At 51.6% G+C, this 18009-nt stretch carries 15 protein-coding genes; 7 read left to right on the top strand and 8 right to left on the bottom strand.

The genetic code is table 11. The features are described from left to right. Nucleotides 1-96 precede the first annotated feature (96 nt). Both AC0YNV_RS02445 and AC0YNV_RS02440 read right to left on the bottom strand, forming a co-directional pair. Complete coding sequence (locus AC0YNV_RS02445) at nt 97-1548, bottom strand: hypothetical protein (protein WP_475765528.1); 1452 nt, start codon at nt 1546-1548, stop codon at nt 97-99. A 346-nt stretch (nt 1549-1894) separates the two neighbouring features. Then, nucleotides 1895-2827 carry a zinc-binding dehydrogenase gene (locus tag AC0YNV_RS02440; RefSeq protein ID WP_475765526.1) on the bottom strand — a complete coding sequence of 311 codons (933 nt, stop codon included), beginning with the start codon at nt 2825-2827 and terminating at the stop codon, nt 1895-1897. 108 nt (nt 2828-2935) lie between these two features. On the opposite strand from AC0YNV_RS02440, the gene AC0YNV_RS02435 reads away from it, so the two are divergent. Further along, nucleotides 2936-3298 carry a MerR family transcriptional regulator gene (locus AC0YNV_RS02435; protein WP_475765524.1) on the top strand — a complete coding sequence of 121 codons (363 nt, stop codon included), beginning with the start codon at nt 2936-2938 and terminating at the stop codon, nt 3296-3298. Between the two features lie 90 nt (nt 3299-3388). Further along, on the top strand, nt 3389-4006 hold the full coding sequence (locus tag AC0YNV_RS02430) for a TVP38/TMEM64 family protein (RefSeq protein WP_475765522.1): 618 nt from the start codon (nt 3389-3391) through the stop codon (nt 4004-4006). A 175-nt stretch (nt 4007-4181) separates the two neighbouring features. Here the strand turns inward: AC0YNV_RS02430 and AC0YNV_RS02425 are convergent, their stop codons facing one another. Both AC0YNV_RS02425 and AC0YNV_RS02420 read right to left on the bottom strand, forming a co-directional pair. Then, nucleotides 4182-5222: a Gfo/Idh/MocA family protein gene (locus AC0YNV_RS02425; protein ID WP_475765520.1), complete on the bottom strand. Its 1041-nt coding sequence runs from the start codon at nt 5220-5222 to the stop codon at nt 4182-4184. Between the two features lie 17 nt (nt 5223-5239). Continuing rightward, nucleotides 5240-6091 (bottom strand): sugar phosphate isomerase/epimerase family protein, encoded by an 852-nt coding sequence (locus tag AC0YNV_RS02420; RefSeq protein WP_475767265.1) that lies wholly within the window; start codon nt 6089-6091, stop codon nt 5240-5242. 134 nt (nt 6092-6225) lie between these two features. Between AC0YNV_RS02420 and AC0YNV_RS02415 the strand changes: the two genes are divergently transcribed. Then, entirely contained in the window at nt 6226-7128 is a 903-nt protein-coding gene (locus AC0YNV_RS02415; protein ID WP_475765519.1) for a helix-turn-helix transcriptional regulator, read from the top strand. A gap of 681 nt (nt 7129-7809) precedes the next feature. Here AC0YNV_RS02415 and AC0YNV_RS02410 read toward each other — a convergent pair. Then, on the bottom strand, nt 7810-10209 hold the full coding sequence (locus AC0YNV_RS02410; RefSeq protein ID WP_475765517.1) for a glycoside hydrolase family 95 protein: 2400 nt from the start codon (nt 10207-10209) through the stop codon (nt 7810-7812). 255 nt (nt 10210-10464) lie between these two features. Between AC0YNV_RS02410 and AC0YNV_RS02405 the strand changes: the two genes are divergently transcribed. From AC0YNV_RS02405 to AC0YNV_RS02395, 3 genes are all read left to right on the top strand, one after another. Continuing rightward, on the top strand, nt 10465-12276 hold the full coding sequence (locus AC0YNV_RS02405) for a DEAD/DEAH box helicase (RefSeq protein ID WP_475765515.1): 1812 nt from the start codon (nt 10465-10467) through the stop codon (nt 12274-12276). Next, nucleotides 12273-13223 (top strand): YqhG family protein, encoded by a 951-nt coding sequence (locus tag AC0YNV_RS02400; protein ID WP_475765513.1) that lies wholly within the window; start codon nt 12273-12275, stop codon nt 13221-13223. Before AC0YNV_RS02405 ends, AC0YNV_RS02400 begins: the two co-directional genes overlap by 4 nt. A gap of 169 nt (nt 13224-13392) precedes the next feature. Continuing rightward, entirely contained in the window at nt 13393-14289 is an 897-nt protein-coding gene (locus AC0YNV_RS02395; RefSeq protein WP_475765511.1) for a hypothetical protein, read from the top strand. Between the two features lie 21 nt (nt 14290-14310). Here AC0YNV_RS02395 and AC0YNV_RS02390 read toward each other — a convergent pair whose 3' ends face one another. After that, nucleotides 14311-14499, bottom strand: coding sequence for a YqzE family protein (locus tag AC0YNV_RS02390; protein ID WP_210039538.1), 189 nt, complete (start codon nt 14497-14499; stop codon nt 14311-14313). Between the two features lie 155 nt (nt 14500-14654). Between AC0YNV_RS02390 and AC0YNV_RS02385 the strand changes: the two genes are divergently transcribed. Then, nucleotides 14655-15416 carry an N-acetylmuramoyl-L-alanine amidase family protein gene (locus AC0YNV_RS02385; RefSeq protein WP_475765509.1) on the top strand — a complete coding sequence of 254 codons (762 nt, stop codon included), beginning with the start codon at nt 14655-14657 and terminating at the stop codon, nt 15414-15416. On the opposite strand, the gene AC0YNV_RS02380 is transcribed toward AC0YNV_RS02385, so the two are convergent. Beyond that, the gene (locus AC0YNV_RS02380; RefSeq protein WP_475765507.1) at nt 15384-16211 is read right to left on the bottom strand and encodes a divergent polysaccharide deacetylase family protein; all 828 of its coding nucleotides are present in this window, start codon (nt 16209-16211) and stop codon (nt 15384-15386) included. The genes AC0YNV_RS02385 and AC0YNV_RS02380 overlap by 33 nt on opposite strands. Nucleotides 16212-16347: 136 nt before the next feature. Continuing rightward, nucleotides 16348-17982 carry an MDR family MFS transporter gene (locus AC0YNV_RS02375; RefSeq protein ID WP_475765505.1) on the bottom strand — a complete coding sequence of 545 codons (1635 nt, stop codon included), beginning with the start codon at nt 17980-17982 and terminating at the stop codon, nt 16348-16350. Between the last annotated feature and the right edge of the window lie 27 nt (nt 17983-18009).

Here is an 18009-nt window from a genome sequence, read left to right as displayed (position 1 = left end):
CATTTTCGGCTGCCTTTTATGTTTCGTATCAAGCTCAAAGTGCCGGGCAGCACGAAGCCTCGTATTTTCGCTGCCAATTAAATAAAGTTACGTTGCCTAAGGGGCTTGGTGTATTCGTTTTGCGGTCACAAACAGCAGCATTACGGCGATCAACGCAAAAAGTACATTTCCGATCCAAGCCAAAGAGTCATCCGGCCACAACAACAATGTCAACTCAAAGCCTCCCCATGCATACGTCAGCAAAGCTCCGGCAACCAAGGCGAATTGATGCACCAAGCGCCACTCCTCCTGCCGTGACCAATGGACAACGAGCGGCGACACGATGCATAAGATGAAGATGCCCATCGTCAGGCCAGCCCAGCTTTCGGGCTTCATAAAAAACAGGCTGGCCGCTGCAAATGCACCCACACCAAGAGGCCATGGCTTTGGCACCGGGCGGGCCGAAGGAACATCAGGACTCCTTTTCTTTTTAATAACAAAGGCGAAAGCAATCAGCGCGAGCGCCGCAGAGGCTGTACACATCAACTGCATTGGCGAAGCCAGGAATTTTTCATCGGCGTATATAAAGCTGAAAACAATGGCACAACCCATAAGATACAAACCGCCGGTTATGATCAGACCCGCCTTCCCTAACCAGGGTACCGTCATTCTGGCAGGCGTCATCATCTCTACAAGTGCAACAGGAACGGCGATACTCCATATGACATGCCCCATCACAAAAGCCAGAGTGTTATAGGCGCTGATTCCCAGCACGGGAATAGGTGTGACTTTCTGGGATTCTAGGCCTAAGAAGGCCTGGTTAAAGAGCGATTGATCCACCAGACCCGCCTCAATAACGCCATATGCCGCAGCCAAGAGGAAGAGGGACGGCCAACCGCGGCCGGTATGACGGACCAGCTCTCGAATGAGCAGGGCACCTCCGCCGTACAGCGGCACAATAAGCGGAAACCCGGGAAGGTTCCGGAGGGGACTGACTCCCAGTAAAAATTCACCCACCCATGGTGCAAGAAGGAGCAGGCCCAGCGCTGGAGCAAGGCGGCGGAGCCGTACTGAAGACGGGAATGAATTGCCGGATGGATTCTTCGTTCCTCTCTCCCGAATCCTGCATGCAACGTTTGCGATCAAGCCAAGACATACCCCTGCCATGAAGCGGACAGCAAGTATTCTGATAAAGATCACGAAGCGAATAACTATCTCTTCCCCTGCCGGGCTGAAGAAATCTTTCAAATTTCCCTTGAGCTCAGGCAAATTATTGTCCATGGTGATCTGATGAGTTACTGCAACAAACAGGCCCAGCAGCGTACCTAGAACGATAAAGTCATAAAACGGCCTTTTGTTCTTCCGTAACAAGGCAATACCAAGGTAGATCACAAACGGACCCGCAGAAAGCGCCTTATATAGAGGCGACTCCAGCGAAAGCAGCTGCAAGTCTTCAATGACCACGCGGGGAATCGCGATTGCAGCCAACACCATAAGCAGCACCAGCGGCATATCTGTACGCAAAGCGGCTATCCGCCGTTTCTTTAACCTCTCTATTTGCTTTTTCATCGGAGTGGATCCCTCCTTCATCACGAAATTTGATTATATATATAATTTTTTGATCGATTAATCAAATAATATTCTCTACAGTTTAATGTGTCAATAGCAAACACACACAAACTCCCGGTTATTCGAAATTTCCCGCTCGTGGTGGATGCCTTTCCTTGGTTAAGGGGAAGTATCGCCTGCTCCCTTCGGCCCTGGAGTGACTCAAGTGCCGGGTCTATAATAAGAAAGGAGCAGCTGTCTGCACAGCTGCTCCACTCTACCCTAAATTCAAATCCGGAATAAACCATGCAGCCACTCCCGGTACCAATGATCATTTCTTCCATTCCAGTGATTGTAAAATGTCTTATTAAGAAACAGAAAGCACCGCCTTGCCAGCGATACGACGGTTTAAGAGGCTTTGGGCAACCTCAGCAATTTCAGTCCAGGATGACTCCTGGGCCACTTGCGGATGCAATCGTCCCTCAGCAACCATCTGAGCTAATCGGCCGAGATCCTTAGATACACCCTGCCGGTCTCCAATCCCATCAAGGACAAGTACACCATCGGGTACGGACTTTAGCCGGTCTTCTAATGTCATCTCAGGCTCTGTTGCAGCTCCAACGTTAACACAGCGGCCGCCGGATTCGAGAAAAGACGAAACAATGCTTAACGATTTTCCACCCAACGTATCCACGATGAAATCGTAAGGCCCTGATGAATGAGCTGCAGCAGCGTCTTCTCCAACGACTATATTGAGTCTTCCTGTCTTTCGGAGACTCGCGGCGCGTTCTTCGCGCCGTACAAGCGCAGTAACTGCAGCGCCTGCTTGATGAGCCAGCTGGCAGGCAAAATGGCCTACACCGCCCGATGCTCCGGTGATCAGGACATTGCGATTAAGTAGAAACCCGCCTCTCTCCAGAGCATATAAAGCTGTGAGGCCAGCGACGGGCAGCGCAGCAGCTTGAGCAAAAGTGACATTTTCGGGAATCTCCTCTAAAAAGGCCGTTGGAACAGCCACAAATTCTGCCCATGATCCGGAAGGGACCATTCCAAAGACTCTTGTTCCGATTGGCGGTCCAGATCCATCTGCTGCCGGTTGTTCGATTACTCCTGACAGATCCCACCCTGGCCGCCATCCCGCAGACGCTCTCGTTGAGGTGCGGACCTCGCCAAGATTGAGCGATACGGCAGAGACACGAACAAGTGCTTCAGATGAAGCAGGGCAGGGCGACTCCACATTGTCAATCTTGAGACGTCCTTCGATTGCAGGACAAACAACAATGGCTCGAATAGTACTCATTATGCATCTCCTTCTCTTCTTCTTGCATTTTGACATGGTGCTGCTGGACGAGTAGAGTATAAACTATAAAGTATAGTTGAAGGTCAATCCTTTTTTGGGGTGATTCTCATGAGAATTAATAAGTTGGCACAAAAAACAGGCTTAACGGCTCCCGCCATCCGATTTTATGAAAAGGAAGGTCTTCTGGATGCACGCCATGTACAGCGAGGAGAAAATAACTATCGTGAATACTGCCAGGAGGCAGTTGAGCATCTTCAGTTGATCAAAAAGGTTCAGACTGCAGGATTTACGATATCGGAGATAAAAGAAGTGATTCAAGCCGATGAGGCAAATGAGCTATCCCTATCAAGGAAGGTTGAGATTCTCCGTCAAAAAATGCAGGAGATTGAAAGAAAACAAAACGAATTGGAACAAATTCAAACGCATATCTCACGAATGCTGGCGAATAAGCTGGCGTTGATGGAAGCTTAGGAAAAAGCCGATTTGATAAGCTCCACAGATAGATATTGAGTTGTACGAAGATAAGATAAACTCAACGCTTCAACCCATAAGGAGATTGCAATGAAATTATGGCAGACCATACTGATCTATGCGGCCGCAATTATATGCCTGCTGATCTACAGGCAGGAAATAACCGATTGGATGATGTACAGCCGTCCATCTTATCTGACTATGTTTTTGCTCAGCCTGTGCTTTCTGCTGTTCCCCGTGCTGCCCTTCAAGATTATTATCGGCATGCTCGGCTTTATCTACGGACCGCTTATTGGCGCTGCGATCAGTTGGGCTGCGGCTTCCACCGCATCAGTCATTGTTTATCTGGTTGTGCGCATATATTTTCAGAAGAAGGGCAGAGCCTACCTGGCTAAATATAAAAGGCTTGAGAAATGGACGGTTTTGATGGAAAAGAATCCGTTTCTGGTCATCTTCCTGGCCAGAATAATTCCTGTATTTCCGCAAGCCATCGTCAATATCTATCCTGCTTTTCTGTCCATTAATCTCCTCACCTACACGGCCGCTTCCTCTTTAGGCAAAATACCGGCGATGCTGGTATTCTCATACCTCGGAAAAAATATATTCTCCGATCTCTCAAACGCATTCCTGGTCATTGGCATATACAGCGCTTTCCTGCTGCTGGTCTACCTCATATATCGTCTATGGCTGAAAAACAGACTGGTATAGCTTTCAATTGAGAGGATGTTAAAGCGCGGAAAATAGCAAAAAAGGCGTTGGAAGTTCAACGCCTTTTTGGAACACCAAGAACGTATGAATTTACATCTTTGCACTCCTTGTGGTACTAAAACCGAAGAAACCGGCCGCCTCCGATGGACGGTATTCAGCCGGTTTCTTCTTACTATTAAACCTGCGGTGACGGTTCGTTTTTGCTCCTCAGCGTTACCGCCTCTCCCCTGCGGTCGGCAGAGAGGATCTCGGCTTCAATGATTTCAAGCGAACCAAGCGTGCTCGCAGGCTCCGCGGTCGTGATCGGAGTATCGTTCATGACCGATTCCACAAAATAACGAATTTCCCGGTAGTAGCCCATATCCGGAGACAGCTCGGCGATGAAGCCGGGAGCGTCATTGGGATTTACTTTCACCTGATTGTTCTCGAATACGATATTGCCCTTTTCAAAATTAACCCTGTACACCATCGAGAAACCGTAATCCCCCTGCAGGGTCCAATCGCACTGGGCATTGATAACTTTACCGTCCGCATAGCTGTAGTTGGTCGATACGATATCGTAGCCGCTGCCCGGCACCACATTACGGCTCATGGACAATACCTTCTCAGGCTTGCCGAAAATCCAGTGAATGGCATCCGTGTCATGGATATGCATGTCCAGCATCGCGCCGCCGCTTTTCTCTCCAATTCGGAACCAGCCATCCGGTGTCGCGCCGCCGCGGAAGAAGTACCCCCCTGTAGCTGCGCCGAAACGTCCGGAATCCACCGTTTCCTTCAAATATTCATAAGCCGGCCAGAAGCGCAGGCATTGACCAATCATCAATTTCTTGCCGCTTTGCTCCGCTGCTGCAATCATCCGTCTGCCATCGGCGGAATTCAGCGCCATCGGCTTCTCGCAGAGCACATGATAACCGCGGTTCAGCAGATCGCAGGTCAAGTCGGCGTGCAAATAAGTAGGAAGCGTGATACTGACCATATCCAGCTGCTCGCTGCTGAGCATCTCTTCAATGTCCGCATACAGACGGTATTTCGACAAATCGGTGATTTGGGAATCCGTCGCGATATTGCCCTCCACCTTCTGATGTTTCAATTCCTCGATCAGAAGATCGCAAATGGCGACAAGCTCCACCTCCACTCCCTCTGCCTGAAGCCTTACATAGTTCTCCATATGCATGTGGCCCATAAATCCGAAGCCGATCAGTCCAACCTTTAGCATCGTCTCTTCATCCTCCCTTAAGCTCTTGCCGAATCGTTCAAAATCGCATCTATGGAACGGGACGTATTATAGATAATCTGTGTGGAATGATGAGTATACGAAGGAATCATTTCCGCCGTCACATAGTTCGCATAGCCGATTTCCCGAAGGGCCTCGACCACAGCCGGGTAGTTGACGTCGCCAGCCAGCAAATCCACAAAACCGACCAGGCCTCCAGCCTCTCTGCGGTAATCCTTAAAATGCACCTTCTTGATCCGGCTGCCCAAAATCCGCACCCAATGCTCGGGATAACCGGAATAAACCACATTCCCTACATCAAAGTAGGAGCCGACAAAGTCCGAACCCACGGCATCAATAAAGCCCCTCATTTCCAGCGGCGACAGCAAAAACTTGTTCCAGACATTCTCGATACCGATGTGAACGCCTGCGGCTTTGGCATCCGCGGCCAGCAGCTTAATCGCCGCCAGTGCGCGGTCATAAGCGATATCATAAGGTACAACCGGGTATCCGGGGATAAAATCAACGCCAACGCCGCCTGGAATAACGAGAATAGCGTCAACGCCAAAAGCTGCCGCAAGCTCCAGCTGTTTTTTGCAAATGGAGACCGCTTTGTCACGAATCGCCTCGTCGTCGCTGGTCATGGCATAATCCCAATATAAGCCTGTCGCGAGCCCGCTGATTTCAATACCGGCATCCGCAGCCAATTGGCGGATTTCGCCGATCTTGGAGTCCTTAATGTCAAGACCCAGCTCGCCGCCCTCGGTCAAAGCCAGTTCAATGCCGTCAAACCCGGCATCCTTGGCGATCCGGATGCATTCTGCAATGGGCATGCCGTCCGGAAACGACCAAATATTGATTCCTTTTTTCATCATTAAAACCTCCCATAACCTGTATTTGGACAATACCGTTTGCCAACGAAACGTCATTTATGTTAAATAAGTAATAGCTAAAGCTATTTTAACAATAGAACAGCCTGAAATATTTAGCGAAAGGAGATCAATTTTTGGACAATTCCGGTTTCCTATATCCTCTTCGCAAGCAGGTTCCCTTTCGCGACTGGTCACCCAGCGTGCATTATGCCAAATTTCAAAAAATGCCGGAGGGTCCGCTCGATGGCAGGCGGATCTATGACTTTGAGCTGCTTTATGTCCGACAGGGACAAGCTGCCACCTGGATCGGCGGCGAGCGCCACGATATTGCGCCCGGACAATTAATCTTTATCCCGGCGGGTGTTTACCACCGCAATGAGGTGCTTTCTTCCTATGCGCAGTTTATGGGCATTCATTTTGATTTTCAGGATGAGCTGGATATTGTGAGCGAGGTGGATATGGTCGTGAACGAAGCGGCCGTCCAGGAAATCAAGTTCGGAGTGGAAGCCCTTGCCGAGGGCTTCGAGCCGCTTTCGGAGAAGCTCGTCTACACGCCTACCCCATTATGCGTCCAGTTGATGGAGCAGATCGTGCATGAATTTACGATGCGCCCGCCCGCTTATCACTTACTCTGCAAAGCGCTGATGCTGCAGGTATTGGGGCTGCTGCTGCGCGCGCAGAGAACTTACAATCCCGTCAACCTGCCGCTTCAGGGCGACCGGATTCTGGAAATGATGACGGCCATGGAGGCAGACCCGGCTGCTTCATGGTCCAATCCGGTTCTGGCCGAGCAGCTTGCTATGAATCAGGATCATATGATCAAGGTCTTCAAGAAGGTCGCAGGCATGCCCCCGGGGGAATATGTGCAGATGCTCAGGCACAGGGAGGCAAGAAGGCTGCTGCGGGAGACGAATTTGTCGGTAGGAGAGATTGGAGCGCAGGTTGGCTATCCGGATATTCATTATTTCAGCCGCTTATTCCGCAGCAGCGAAGGAATACCCCCGAAGGCTTACCGGAATCTGGCCCGTATTCTGTAGGACGGGGCGGCTTGATGGCAAGGGTACCTCTCTCCAGACCAAATCGGGCTAAGCCCGTTATTGATTCATGCGGCAATATGCTGCCGCCCTGCATCTGAACCACCTTCCTTACAAGGAGAGTGGTTCATTGCATCGCATTGCATTACATTTAACAGAGCATTCGGCTTTATCAATCCACATCCTTATTTGATTTTCCAGTTATTTCCTTCATCTTCCTCCTCTTCTTTTCCTTATGATCCATATAAAACAGAAGCGAAAAAAGCAGCACACCCAGTATAACGATTATCCATCGAACGGTTGGCGGCATCATCAAAAATGAATAAGTCATAATGAAACACCTCCCCTGAATCGTGTATTGATAAACTCAATTTTCGCGGCTGCGAAAGTTGAGTTATAAACGTATAGAATTTTATATGTTCAGCGCTATAAATTTCTATAAGTTTGTTGTCGGAATAACGCGCTTTGCCGCCAAAGGGCGTCGATAGCTGGTTTCTCTTGGATTAATATCCATTATAAAGGTTTTAATTGTAAAAAAAACCTTTATTAAGTTCATTTTTAAAATTTGTCCTTTGAATACAGATTTCGTCCTCCATGGAAGGATTCCATTACAGCCCGGTTTACGTAAAGCAGGCCTTCCCTTTTGAGAGAAGGCCTGCTTTCATCCCAGCCGCTACGCAACCATCAGGAAACAACAGAGCTTTCGACGGCCGTAAGCGTGTACGTTTTACCTGGTTCGGTATCAAATGAAATCAAGCTGCCCGGCATAAGCTCCGCAGCGATTTCTCTGCCATTCTCCGACACAATAACGGACGAGTCTGCATGCACCAGACAACGCCCTCCCTGTCCCGAAGTTATGGCAGCCTCCTTCAAGCGGCCGCTATCCCAAGCGAGATCCACTTCGAAATCTCCCCTTGCCTTGAGCCCTCTTACCCAGCCGCTTTCCCAAACATCCGGAAGAGCCGGCAGCAGGTGAATAAATCCCTTCTGGGATTGCAGCAGCAGCTCCGCTATGCCAGCGGTAACGCCGAAATTGCCATCGATCTGAAATGGCGGATGGGCGTCGAACAAATTGGCATACACCCCTCCATGGTGATAATTCGTATTCTTTTTATCTTCGACCAGACGAAGCAAATTGGAAATCAGGGCAAACGCCCGATTGCCGTCCATGAACCTCGCCCACAAATTCACCTTCCACGCCAGACTCCAGCCGGTTCCATCATCCCCCCGCCGCTCAAGCGAACGCTCCGCTGCGGCGAACCACTCCGGCGTATCTTCTCCAGTGAGCTGACGGCCAGGAAAAACACCGTAAAGATGGGACACATGGCGATGATTCACGTCTTCATCCTCAAAGTCCAGACTCCACTCCTGAAGCTGGCCGTATTGTCCGATCTGCAGAGGCAGCAGCCGCTCGCGCGCTTTGGTCAATTCCTCGCGGAAGGTTTCATCGGCATCCAGTCTCAGAGAAGCCTCAATACAATTGGTGAACAGCTCCCAGATGAGCGCCATATCCATTGTCGACGCCCGGCTGACCCCAGCAAGCGAACCGTCAGGCGCTACAAACTTATGCTCAGGCGAGGTTGACGGGGCTGTAACCAGATTGCCCGATTCATCTTCAATCAACCAATCCAGGTAGAAATGGGCTGCCTCTTTCAGCACCGGAAACGCGCGGCCGTGCAAGAAAGAATCGTCCTGCGTAAAGCTGTAATGCTCCCATAGATGCTGGCACAGCCACGCGGCGCCCATCGGCCACAACGCCCACAACGGATCGCCATGGCCGTAATCCCCAGCCGGCGATGTCAGGCACCAAATATCCGTATTATGATGAGCCGTCCATCCTCTGGCCCCATAATTGACCTTGGCGGTTGAGGCACCATTGACCGATAAATTCTCAATGATCTGCATTAATGGTTCATGGCATTCCGACAGATTGCAGCTCTCCACCAGCCAATAATTCATTTGCGTATTGATGTTGATCGTATAGTTGCTGCTCCAGGGCGGCCTCACCTCCTGATTCCATATCCCCTGCAGGTTGGCAGGCTGGCTGTCCTGACGGGAGCTGGCAATCATCAAATAACGCCCGTAATGAAACAACAGCTCAACCAGCGCCGGATCAGCGGCTCCGAATTCTTCAATTCGCCGGTCGGTCGGCACACTTGCGGCAGCTGAAGAATTTCCCAAATGAATGTCTACACGATCAAAAAGTCTGCGGTAATCATCTACATGGGACTTAAGAAGCTCTTCATATGATTTGATCATGGCAGCGCTTAATTGCTCTTCCGTGATTACAGCCGGATTTCTCCCCTCGACCGAAGGGATCCTGTCAAAGCCCTGAAAGCTTGTTGCGGCGCCAATGAATAGCGTAACGGAGTCCGCATCCGACACATGCAGCCCATCGGCATCGGTATGGAGTGTGCCCCCTGTATTTACTGCGCCCAGACGTCCTGTGAAGCTCATTGCTCTGTTCGACGCGCCATCCCCATACACGATTGGCCGGTCGGTTGGATAATAGCTGGGATCCACATTCTCGGGAGCTGTCCCGTGCAGAACATGCTGCTGATCCTCCTGACTCGTACGGGAGCGCAGCTGGCTTGTCAGACGGGCGCTGAAGCTGATCATACCGGGACGGTCGGCCTGCAAACGCATAATGATCGCCTGATCCGGGTAGGAGGCGAAGGTCTCCCTGGTATAGGTCACCTCTCCAATCTGATAGGTCAAACAAGAAAGCGCTCTCTCTATATCCAGGCTGCGTTCATATGAACCTGCAATATCCCCATGATAGAATTGAAGATGCAAATCGCCAAGCGGAAGGTATGATTGCGTATATGGGCCCAGCATTTCTCTGGACAGTTTGTAAGCGTCCATGAAATTCTCTTCGGCGAGCAAACGTCTGACCTCCGGCAGCACTTCCAGCGCGTGAGGATTATTGAATTCTCTCGGGCTTCCGGACCATAACGTATCCTCATTCAGCTGAATCCGTTCTTGTTCCACCCCGCTGAAGATCATCCCCCCGAGCCGGCCATTTCCTATTGGAAGCGCCTCCACCCAGGAATGAGCCGGCTGCTTGTAATGAAGCTTCTTCATGGTTATTCTCCTTCCTCTCGCTCAATATCATCTAAATCATAGTTCGTTCAGAGTCGGTTTGCAAGAGTAATAACGTCCGCAGATTAAGCTGACTTACGAGACATCATCCGGCTCCGCCGTCCATAGGATTGACGGTGCGGCCCTTGCGCCGGACGCACCTTCTGCCATTATTTCTCCGACCCTCTTATGAATTGCCGGCTTGAAGGTCATACTAAGGACAATCAATCCAATTCCTTCCTCGGAAAGGAGTCCTTCATGGCCCACTCTACAAACCATCCGCAGCAGTCGGAGTCCACTTCCGGTCCTGGTCCTGCAGGCCGCAAACTGCATCCGAATGCTCCGCTTTATTTTGACCGCAGCTGGTTCGATCAGCTTCAGGACAAAGTCGACCGCAACGGTCCATGGGACGACTGGACCATGTATCAGCTGGCTGTCGAAGCCGAGCAGACCAAGCTGATCAGCAGCTTCGACGATCTCCAGTGCATACGCAGCCTGCCCGCGCTTGAGCCGATGCCGCATCAGATCAGCACCGCCCGCAAGGTGCTGCACGAGATGAGCGGCCGTGCCATTCTCGCTGATGAGGTGGGGCTTGGCAAGACAATCGAAGCCGGTCTGATCCTCAAGGAGTATCTTGTTCGGGGGCTCGTCCGCCGCGCGCTTATTCTGGTACCCGCTTCACTCGTTCTCCAGTGGGTGCGCGAGCTGAATCAGAAATTCGGTATCGCCGCAATCGCCCAGAAGAAAGAGCATACCTGGCAGCATGACATTGTCGTGGCCTCCATCGATACGGCGAAAAGAGATCCGCACCGGGATATGCTGCTGAGCCAGGATTACGATCTGCTCATTATAGACGAAGCCCATAAGCTCAAGAACAAAAAGACAACCAACTACCAGTTCGTCAATCTGCTCCGTAAAAAGTATTGCCTGCTTCTGACCGCAACGCCCGTACAAAACAACCTGGACGAGCTGTATAACCTGATTACGCTGCTCAAGCCCGGACAGCTTGGCGGTCAAAGCGAATTCGCCAGCAATTTTGTCGTGGACAAGCGTATTCCCAAGAATGAGGGCCAATTGCAGGAAACGCTGTCTACGGTTATGATCCGCAATCGCCGCGGCGACGGCGGAATCAACTTTACGAGACGGATCGTCAAAAATATCCCGCTTTCGCTCTCTAATGAAGAGCAGGCGCTTTATGATGCCGTGACGAGATTCGTAAAAGAACGCTATGAGGAAAGCGATGGCGATCTGAGCAGCATGCTTTCGCTGGTCACGCTCCAGCGCGAGGTGTGCAGCAGCCGCGACGCCGTCTTCCTTACCTTGGTGAATATGTTCAAGAAGACGCCCGAGGATTCGCCTAAACGGGCCAAGATTTGGGAGCTGGTCGAAGTCATCCGCGGCATTCAGGCCAACACCAAGGCGGAGAAAACGTTGGAGCTCGTACGCGCCATGGATGACAAGGTGATTGTCTTCACGGAGTACCGCGCAACGCAGGAATACCTGCTGCAGTATTTCCGTTCGCAAAATATTACCGCCGTACCGTATCGCGGAGGCATGAATCGGGGTAAGAAAGATTGGATGATGGATTTATTCCGCGGCCGCGCCCAGGTGCTGATTGCAACCGAGGCAGGGGGCGAAGGGATCAACCTCCAATTCTGCCACAACATGATCAACTTTGATCTGCCCTGGAATCCGATGCGGGTTGAGCAGCGGATCGGCCGGGTCCACAGGCTGGGTCAAACCAGCGACGTGAACATTTTCAACTTGTGTACGCTGGGAACGATCGAGGAGCATATTGTGTCCCTGCTGCATGAGAAAATCAATCTCTTCGAGCTGGTAATCGGCGAGCTGGATCATATTCTGGAACGTTTCGACAAGAAAGAAACGCTCGAACAGAAGCTGGCGCGCGTCATGCTGGAGTCCGGGAACTCCGCGGAGCTGCGCAAACAGATCGACGATCTGGGCAACTCCCTGAACCGGATCCGCAGCGAAGTAGAATCCGAATCGTCCCAAGGACTTGAAGCCATTGATGCCATGCTGGATGCAGTAGGCCAGGAGGTGAGACCTTGAATGAGCGTCAGGTCCATAAATTTGTCCAGCGTTATCTGGAAGCAACAAATTGTCATGTAATGGAGAAATCGCCTGCGCATTACCTGGTCAAGCTTTCGCCCAAAGCGGACCGGGAGCTCATGAACCGGACCTATTATTGGGGGTTCATCGACCGAACCGGCGCTGAGCCCGAAACAATGTCGCTGCTGCTTGTTACCGACAAGCAGAAATATGACGAGGCTGCCGCGCAGGAGAAAGTCCGCACCGAGAAAGCTGCCGCTCCATCCGAAGCGGATCAGGCGGCGGAAGCCGCGCTCAGCCGCACGCGCGGCTTCCTTCACGGCACCTTGAATACGGCGGCGAGAGTGCCGCGCGAGGATTTGCATTACGGCTCTCACAAGCTGAAGCAGCTGTTCGATTCCGCCCGGCATAACGGCAGCTACGTCTGTCTGTTCCAGGAGCCCGAGAAGCGCAGCGCCCACCCTCTCCAATCCACGGCTTATACCGCGTGGCTTGGAGTGAATTTGAAAGTGGAATTCGCCTGCGATATGAAACGGGAGGAAATTCACTCCTTTGGCGTTTCGCTGGCAACCGGACAATGCGTGGAACGCTTTTACGACCGGATTACGCAGCATCGGATGACACCCAAGCTGCCGCCCAATATACACACCGCCAAAAACGCATTAACGCTTAACAAAGCGGCGACCATCGCGGAGCAAACGCTGGAGCGGAAGCTGAAGACCTACGATTACGCCTGGGCGGCTGCAGCTGCGGCAAGGCTCGATGAAGAGCTTGTCACTCTCCATCACTATTATGAGCCTCTGCTTGCTTCCATTGACGAGGAGCAGCGGACGCTCATTACCGAGCAGTTTCAGCGGAGGCAGGATGAAATCCGCTGGCAGTACGAGCCGCGGGTGAGTGTATCCGCCATAAACTGCGGAATCTTCTATCTGGAAGGAATCGGCTGACACCGGAAACGACAGGAAACCGGAGGATCCTTGGTTTCTTCGCAGCAATACGGCAAAAAAAGAACGGAGCTTGTCCGCTTCGGCGCGACAGGTTCCAACACCCTTTTCAGACAGGCTTGATTACAATGACGTTATGACCCAAACCCATGAAAGAAGCAGGTGATAGCTCATGCACAAACGAACTCCGTTATTCGCCGCCATTATTTTGCTCATGGTCAGCAGCCATGTTTCGGCAGCGGCCGCAGCGGAAGCGAATGCTTCTTTATCTCTTGAGAATCCATCACAGCTGCAGACGCAGGTACGAACATGGATGGATATTTTGTCTGAGCAGCAGCAATTTCATACCTGGAAAAACGCTGAATCTGCCATTGTTCCGCTTGGTCCGGGCACACATGGCTATCTTGTCACGATCATCCTGGACCGTCAGCCCATCGGCTACATGATTGTCAATGCCACTGAGCAGGGCGGATATGCCCTCGGTGAATACGGTGTCGGGCGCCACCCAATTTTTGATCCCAATACGCTGTACCTTTCATTGGTACGGCAAGGACTTATTGAATCTTATGCCGAAGCAACAAAAAAGCCGCTCCGGCTGGAACGTATATACGTCCATCCATTGCTGGCGGTTTGGAAATGGGATGCCCCTGATGGACAAGCCTATTATCTGGATGCCTGGACCGGCGGGGCGCTTCCGGTCAATGATGCCATGTGGCAGAAGCAGCTGTCAGTCAAGCCACTGGACCTTGCTGCGGACGAAGAGGCAAGCACACTTACAAGCCTGTCCGGGTCCCGTTTAAACAGCGCATTCGATCCCTATGAAACCATGCCGTGGTTGACAAAATCTCCGCTCATGATTGAACAGCCAGGCTCATTGCTCAAGCTTCTGGATGATCAGGCGAAATTACGATATACAGCCGAGCTGTTCGATCAGACTATTCTCCATGTCTGGCCTGCCGTCGGGTACCACGCATGGAATAACCAAAACGTTTACGTAGCTTTCGATCAGCAGGGCACGCGTTATGTCCCGCTGGAAATGCTGGTTGGCAATGGCCTTTTCTATCAATAATGGCGGATTGAAGACTGATTTTTATCTTCCGCTTCGGCTGCGCCACCAGAGCGCGACGCCGAGAGGCGCAATTCCAAACCATTTCGTCAGCCAAGGCTCGCGTGAAGCTTTGGCTGTTTGGCGTGATTGTTTGCGTTCATCCTTGGATGTTTCCACGTATTGAACAAACTGCTCGGTCACATATTTGACCCACTCATCGCTATCTGCCATCTTCTTCGCCTCCTTCCTTCTACGTTTACGCCTTCACCGCATGTTCATTCATTACCTTTAGTCTCCCCTTCAATTGTTTCGCTCAAACATGAATGAGTTTCCTTCATCTGTGCCAGTCTAAGGAGAGTGAACCTGATAGTGGAGGAATGACTAAGATGCTCCAACGACCGCGTTATCTGACAAAGATCTATTTCAAAAAATGGCTGTTCCGGACAACTGCGATCTGCCTGGCCAGCTTCTGCTGCCTCGGTTTTCAACAAGAAGCTTCGGCGGATACCAGCTATGGACCTGAAGTGCGTAAATCTGGCGTTATACCTGAATACCACAGAGCTCTGCCGACAACCGACGTCATTATTGATGTAGGCCATGGAGGCATAGATGGCGGTGCCCATTATGAAGACTTGCTCGAGAAGGACATCAACCTTGCTGTAGCCAAGAAGCTCTATGTGCTGCTGCGGGGCTATGGCATCCGTACCGTCCTTAACCGGGATGGCGATTACGCCTTAAGCGATGACAACCGCTGGCATTCGAGCCGCTCCCGGCATAAGCGCGATTTGTCCCAGCGCAGCCAATTGTCCGGCGAGATTCACAGCCGGCTTATGGTGAGCCTGCATGTCAACTGGACCAGGAATCCAAAACGCTATGGTCCTCTCGTGCTCCATCAGGACCAAGGGGAAAGCGCACTGCTGGCCTTCTGCATCCAAGATTCCCTGAACCGCCAGCAGAACACCAACAGATTACCCGTGATCGGCAAACCCTTCTATCTGCTCAATGTTGTCAAACAACCGGCCGTCATTGTCGAAATGGGCTTTATCAGCCACGCCGGAGACCGCCGGATGCTGACAGATCCCCGCCGGCAGCAGGAAATTGCCGACGCGATCGCATCAGGGGTGCGGAATTATGTCCTTCTCCGATGAGGGGGTGAGCATCTCGGAAAGCCGGACGAAGTTCATGCTTTGCTGCAGCCTCGGGATGGTAACCTTGAGTACTGCGGCTGTTTTCTTGCCCGGAACACCGACATGCCCGATAGCAACGCCCGTCGCATGAGAATCCATATGCTTGTGCAGGATGCCCAGCTGCTTGGCGATATGACTTTCCGTATAAACATCATCGAGAAAAACATCATTCGAGAGCAGCGGCACACCCAGCTCCGCAGCGATCTTGGGAATTACGGTCTTGTAGGTGGTGCGGCTGTCCAGGAAGAACATCCCGTGTTCCTTCACTACTGTCAGGACGATGCGCATGATATGCTCGTCCGCCGTTACCTTCGATCCCATATGATTGTTCATGCCGATGGCATACGGAACATCCTTGATGGCCGCTTCCGTCCGATGGCGCACCTCCTTGTCGCTTAAGGCCGAGGTAATGGCTCCGGGACCAAGCCATTCCCGTTTGCCGCTGTTCGGTTCCATCGGCATATGCACCAGCACATCATGGCCGCGTTTATGCGCCATTTCCGCGTCATGCCTGGTCATGTGCATGAAAGGCATGACAGCGACGGTGAAATGAACAGGCAAATTCAACATTTCCTTCGTTCCATCCGATCCATTGCCAAAGTCGTCAATGACGATGGCAACCTGCCTGTCCTCAGGGCTTCCAGCGTCTTGGATTATTGCCCCTTCAAGCCCATCGGCAGCCGTATGGTAACTCATCTGTACGCTGATCAGCAGCAACAGGATCAGCGCCATCCGTTTTATCCGGTTGTTCATCATTTAGAACCGCCTGCTTTCCTTTCGAGTTACACTCATTGTTTGTGTGCGAAGGGCAAAATATGTGCGGATGACGGACGTAAACACAAAAAAACAACCCTTCCATAACTGGGAAGGGTTGTTTTTCCAGACATTTCCTTTAGTGCATCATGGGTGCCGCTTCTTTTCTTTCTTTGCGGGATTTCTTATCCGGCTGCGACAGCTTGATTTTGCCGATCATCAGACTCATCACAACGCCTAATATGATAAAAGCAAGACCGACCCAAAACACATGCTGCAGCGAACTGATCAGCGTGTGCTTCAATATAGGCGATACCTTCTCGACAAAAGACGCCGGCAGCGCTTTGAGAATATCCGGACTCAGCAGCATGGAATAGACGCTTTGCGGATCGCTGTGAATGCCGTCAATCATCTTGGCGGCAGTACCCGTCTGGTCATCCATGCCGGTGAGCACCGGCTGCAGATCCTTCGTCAGAAGCTTGCCGGACTGGCTGTTCATCACGGCGCCAAGCACCGTCATACCAAAGGTCCCCCCGATGGAGCGGAAAAATTGGCTGGAGGAGGTTACGACGCCCAGCTCCGATTTAGGGAAGCTTTCCTGCAAAGCCAGCGTCAGAAGCGGCATTACGAATCCCATGCCGAAGCCCATCACCATCATAATGCCCGATGCGCTGAGCTTGGTTGTATTAATATCCATGGTCGTAAGCAGCATGAATCCTACCGCCATAATAATCATACCAAGGATCATCTGTATTTTGATCCCGATCTTGTATACAATTTGCCCTGCAATAATGCTGGTAATAATCATGGTGATCATGAGCGGCGTCATGACCGTGCCGGATGCGGAAGCGCTGATCCCGACAATACCCTGCATAAACAATGGAACGAACATGATCGCGCCGAACATGCCGACGGACATCAAGAAACCGATCGCGTTGATTGTGCTGAATACCCGGTTTTTGAACAGCTTGAGCGGAAGAATCGGTTCCTGGGCTTTTGCTTCAATCATAAGGAAGGCGGCGATAGCCACAGCAGCCAGAGCGAACAATCCAATGATCTGCCACGAAGCCCAAGGGTAATCCACACCGCCGAATGTCAGGGCCAGCAGCAGGCTGACAACACCGACAATCATGGTAAGCATGCCCGGTATATCAAAAACAACCTTGCCTTCTGTTTTGTGCTTCGGAAGTGCCAGAGCGATCAGAACGACGGCAAGAAGTCCTACGGGAAGATTGATATAGAACACCCAGCGCCAGTTCAGCGAATCGACGATCCAGCCCCCGACCTGAGGTCCAATGACGGACGATAATCCGAATACGGCTCCGAAAGCTCCCATCCACTTGGCGCGTTCCTTGCCGGTGAAGATGTCTCCGATAATGATCATGGCCATCGGCATAATAATACCGCCGCCGATTCCCTGCATCGCGCGGAAAATAATGAGCCAGGTCATATCCTGCGCGGTTCCGCACAAAGCAGATGCCCCGATAAAAATGACAAGGCCAGTCACATAGACGACCCGTCTTCCGATCAAATCCGCCAGTTTGCCTGCTATCGGAACGACAACAGTGGAGGTCAGCATATAAGCTGTCGTCAGCCATGCCATGAGCCCAAGTCCACCAAGATCCCCAACAATCCGCGGCATCGCAGTACCGACAATGGTCTGATCCAATGCCGCAAACAGCATGGCAATCATCAAACCGAGAATTAATAATCCTTTCCCCTTTCGGACTGTGTCCGTGGGAGTTTCGCTCTTTACAGCGCCAGTTGTTTCCATTCTTGCTCCTCCTTTTAACCTTGTCAA

Source organism: Paenibacillus sp. JT31N11 (assembly GCF_056269285.1).
Note: the sequence above shows the minus strand (reverse complement) of the source record. Positions and strands in the feature narration are given on the sequence as shown.

Coding starts and splice junctions, on each gene's coding strand:
- AC0YNV_RS02430 (WP_475765522.1), top strand. CDS start 3,389: ATGAAATTATGGCAGACCATACTGATCTATGCGGCCGCAATTATATGC.
- AC0YNV_RS02440 (WP_475765526.1), bottom strand. CDS start 2,827: ATGAGTACTATTCGAGCCATTGTTGTTTGTCCTGCAATCGAAGGACGT.
- AC0YNV_RS02395 (WP_475765511.1), top strand. CDS start 13,393: ATGCACAAACGAACTCCGTTATTCGCCGCCATTATTTTGCTCATGGTC.
- AC0YNV_RS02385 (WP_475765509.1), top strand. CDS start 14,655: ATGCTCCAACGACCGCGTTATCTGACAAAGATCTATTTCAAAAAATGG.
- AC0YNV_RS02380 (WP_475765507.1), bottom strand. CDS start 16,211: ATGATGAACAACCGGATAAAACGGATGGCGCTGATCCTGTTGCTGCTG.
- AC0YNV_RS02425 (WP_475765520.1), bottom strand. CDS start 5,222: ATGCTAAAGGTTGGACTGATCGGCTTCGGATTTATGGGCCACATGCAT.
- AC0YNV_RS02420 (WP_475767265.1), bottom strand. CDS start 6,091: ATGAAAAAAGGAATCAATATTTGGTCGTTTCCGGACGGCATGCCCATT.
- AC0YNV_RS02405 (WP_475765515.1), top strand. CDS start 10,465: ATGGCCCACTCTACAAACCATCCGCAGCAGTCGGAGTCCACTTCCGGT.
- AC0YNV_RS02435 (WP_475765524.1), top strand. CDS start 2,936: ATGAGAATTAATAAGTTGGCACAAAAAACAGGCTTAACGGCTCCCGCC.
- AC0YNV_RS02390 (WP_210039538.1), bottom strand. CDS start 14,499: ATGGCAGATAGCGATGAGTGGGTCAAATATGTGACCGAGCAGTTTGTT.
- AC0YNV_RS02445 (WP_475765528.1), bottom strand. CDS start 1,548: ATGAAAAAGCAAATAGAGAGGTTAAAGAAACGGCGGATAGCCGCTTTG.
- AC0YNV_RS02375 (WP_475765505.1), bottom strand. CDS start 17,982: ATGGAAACAACTGGCGCTGTAAAGAGCGAAACTCCCACGGACACAGTC.
- AC0YNV_RS02410 (WP_475765517.1), bottom strand. CDS start 10,209: ATGAAGAAGCTTCATTACAAGCAGCCGGCTCATTCCTGGGTGGAGGCG.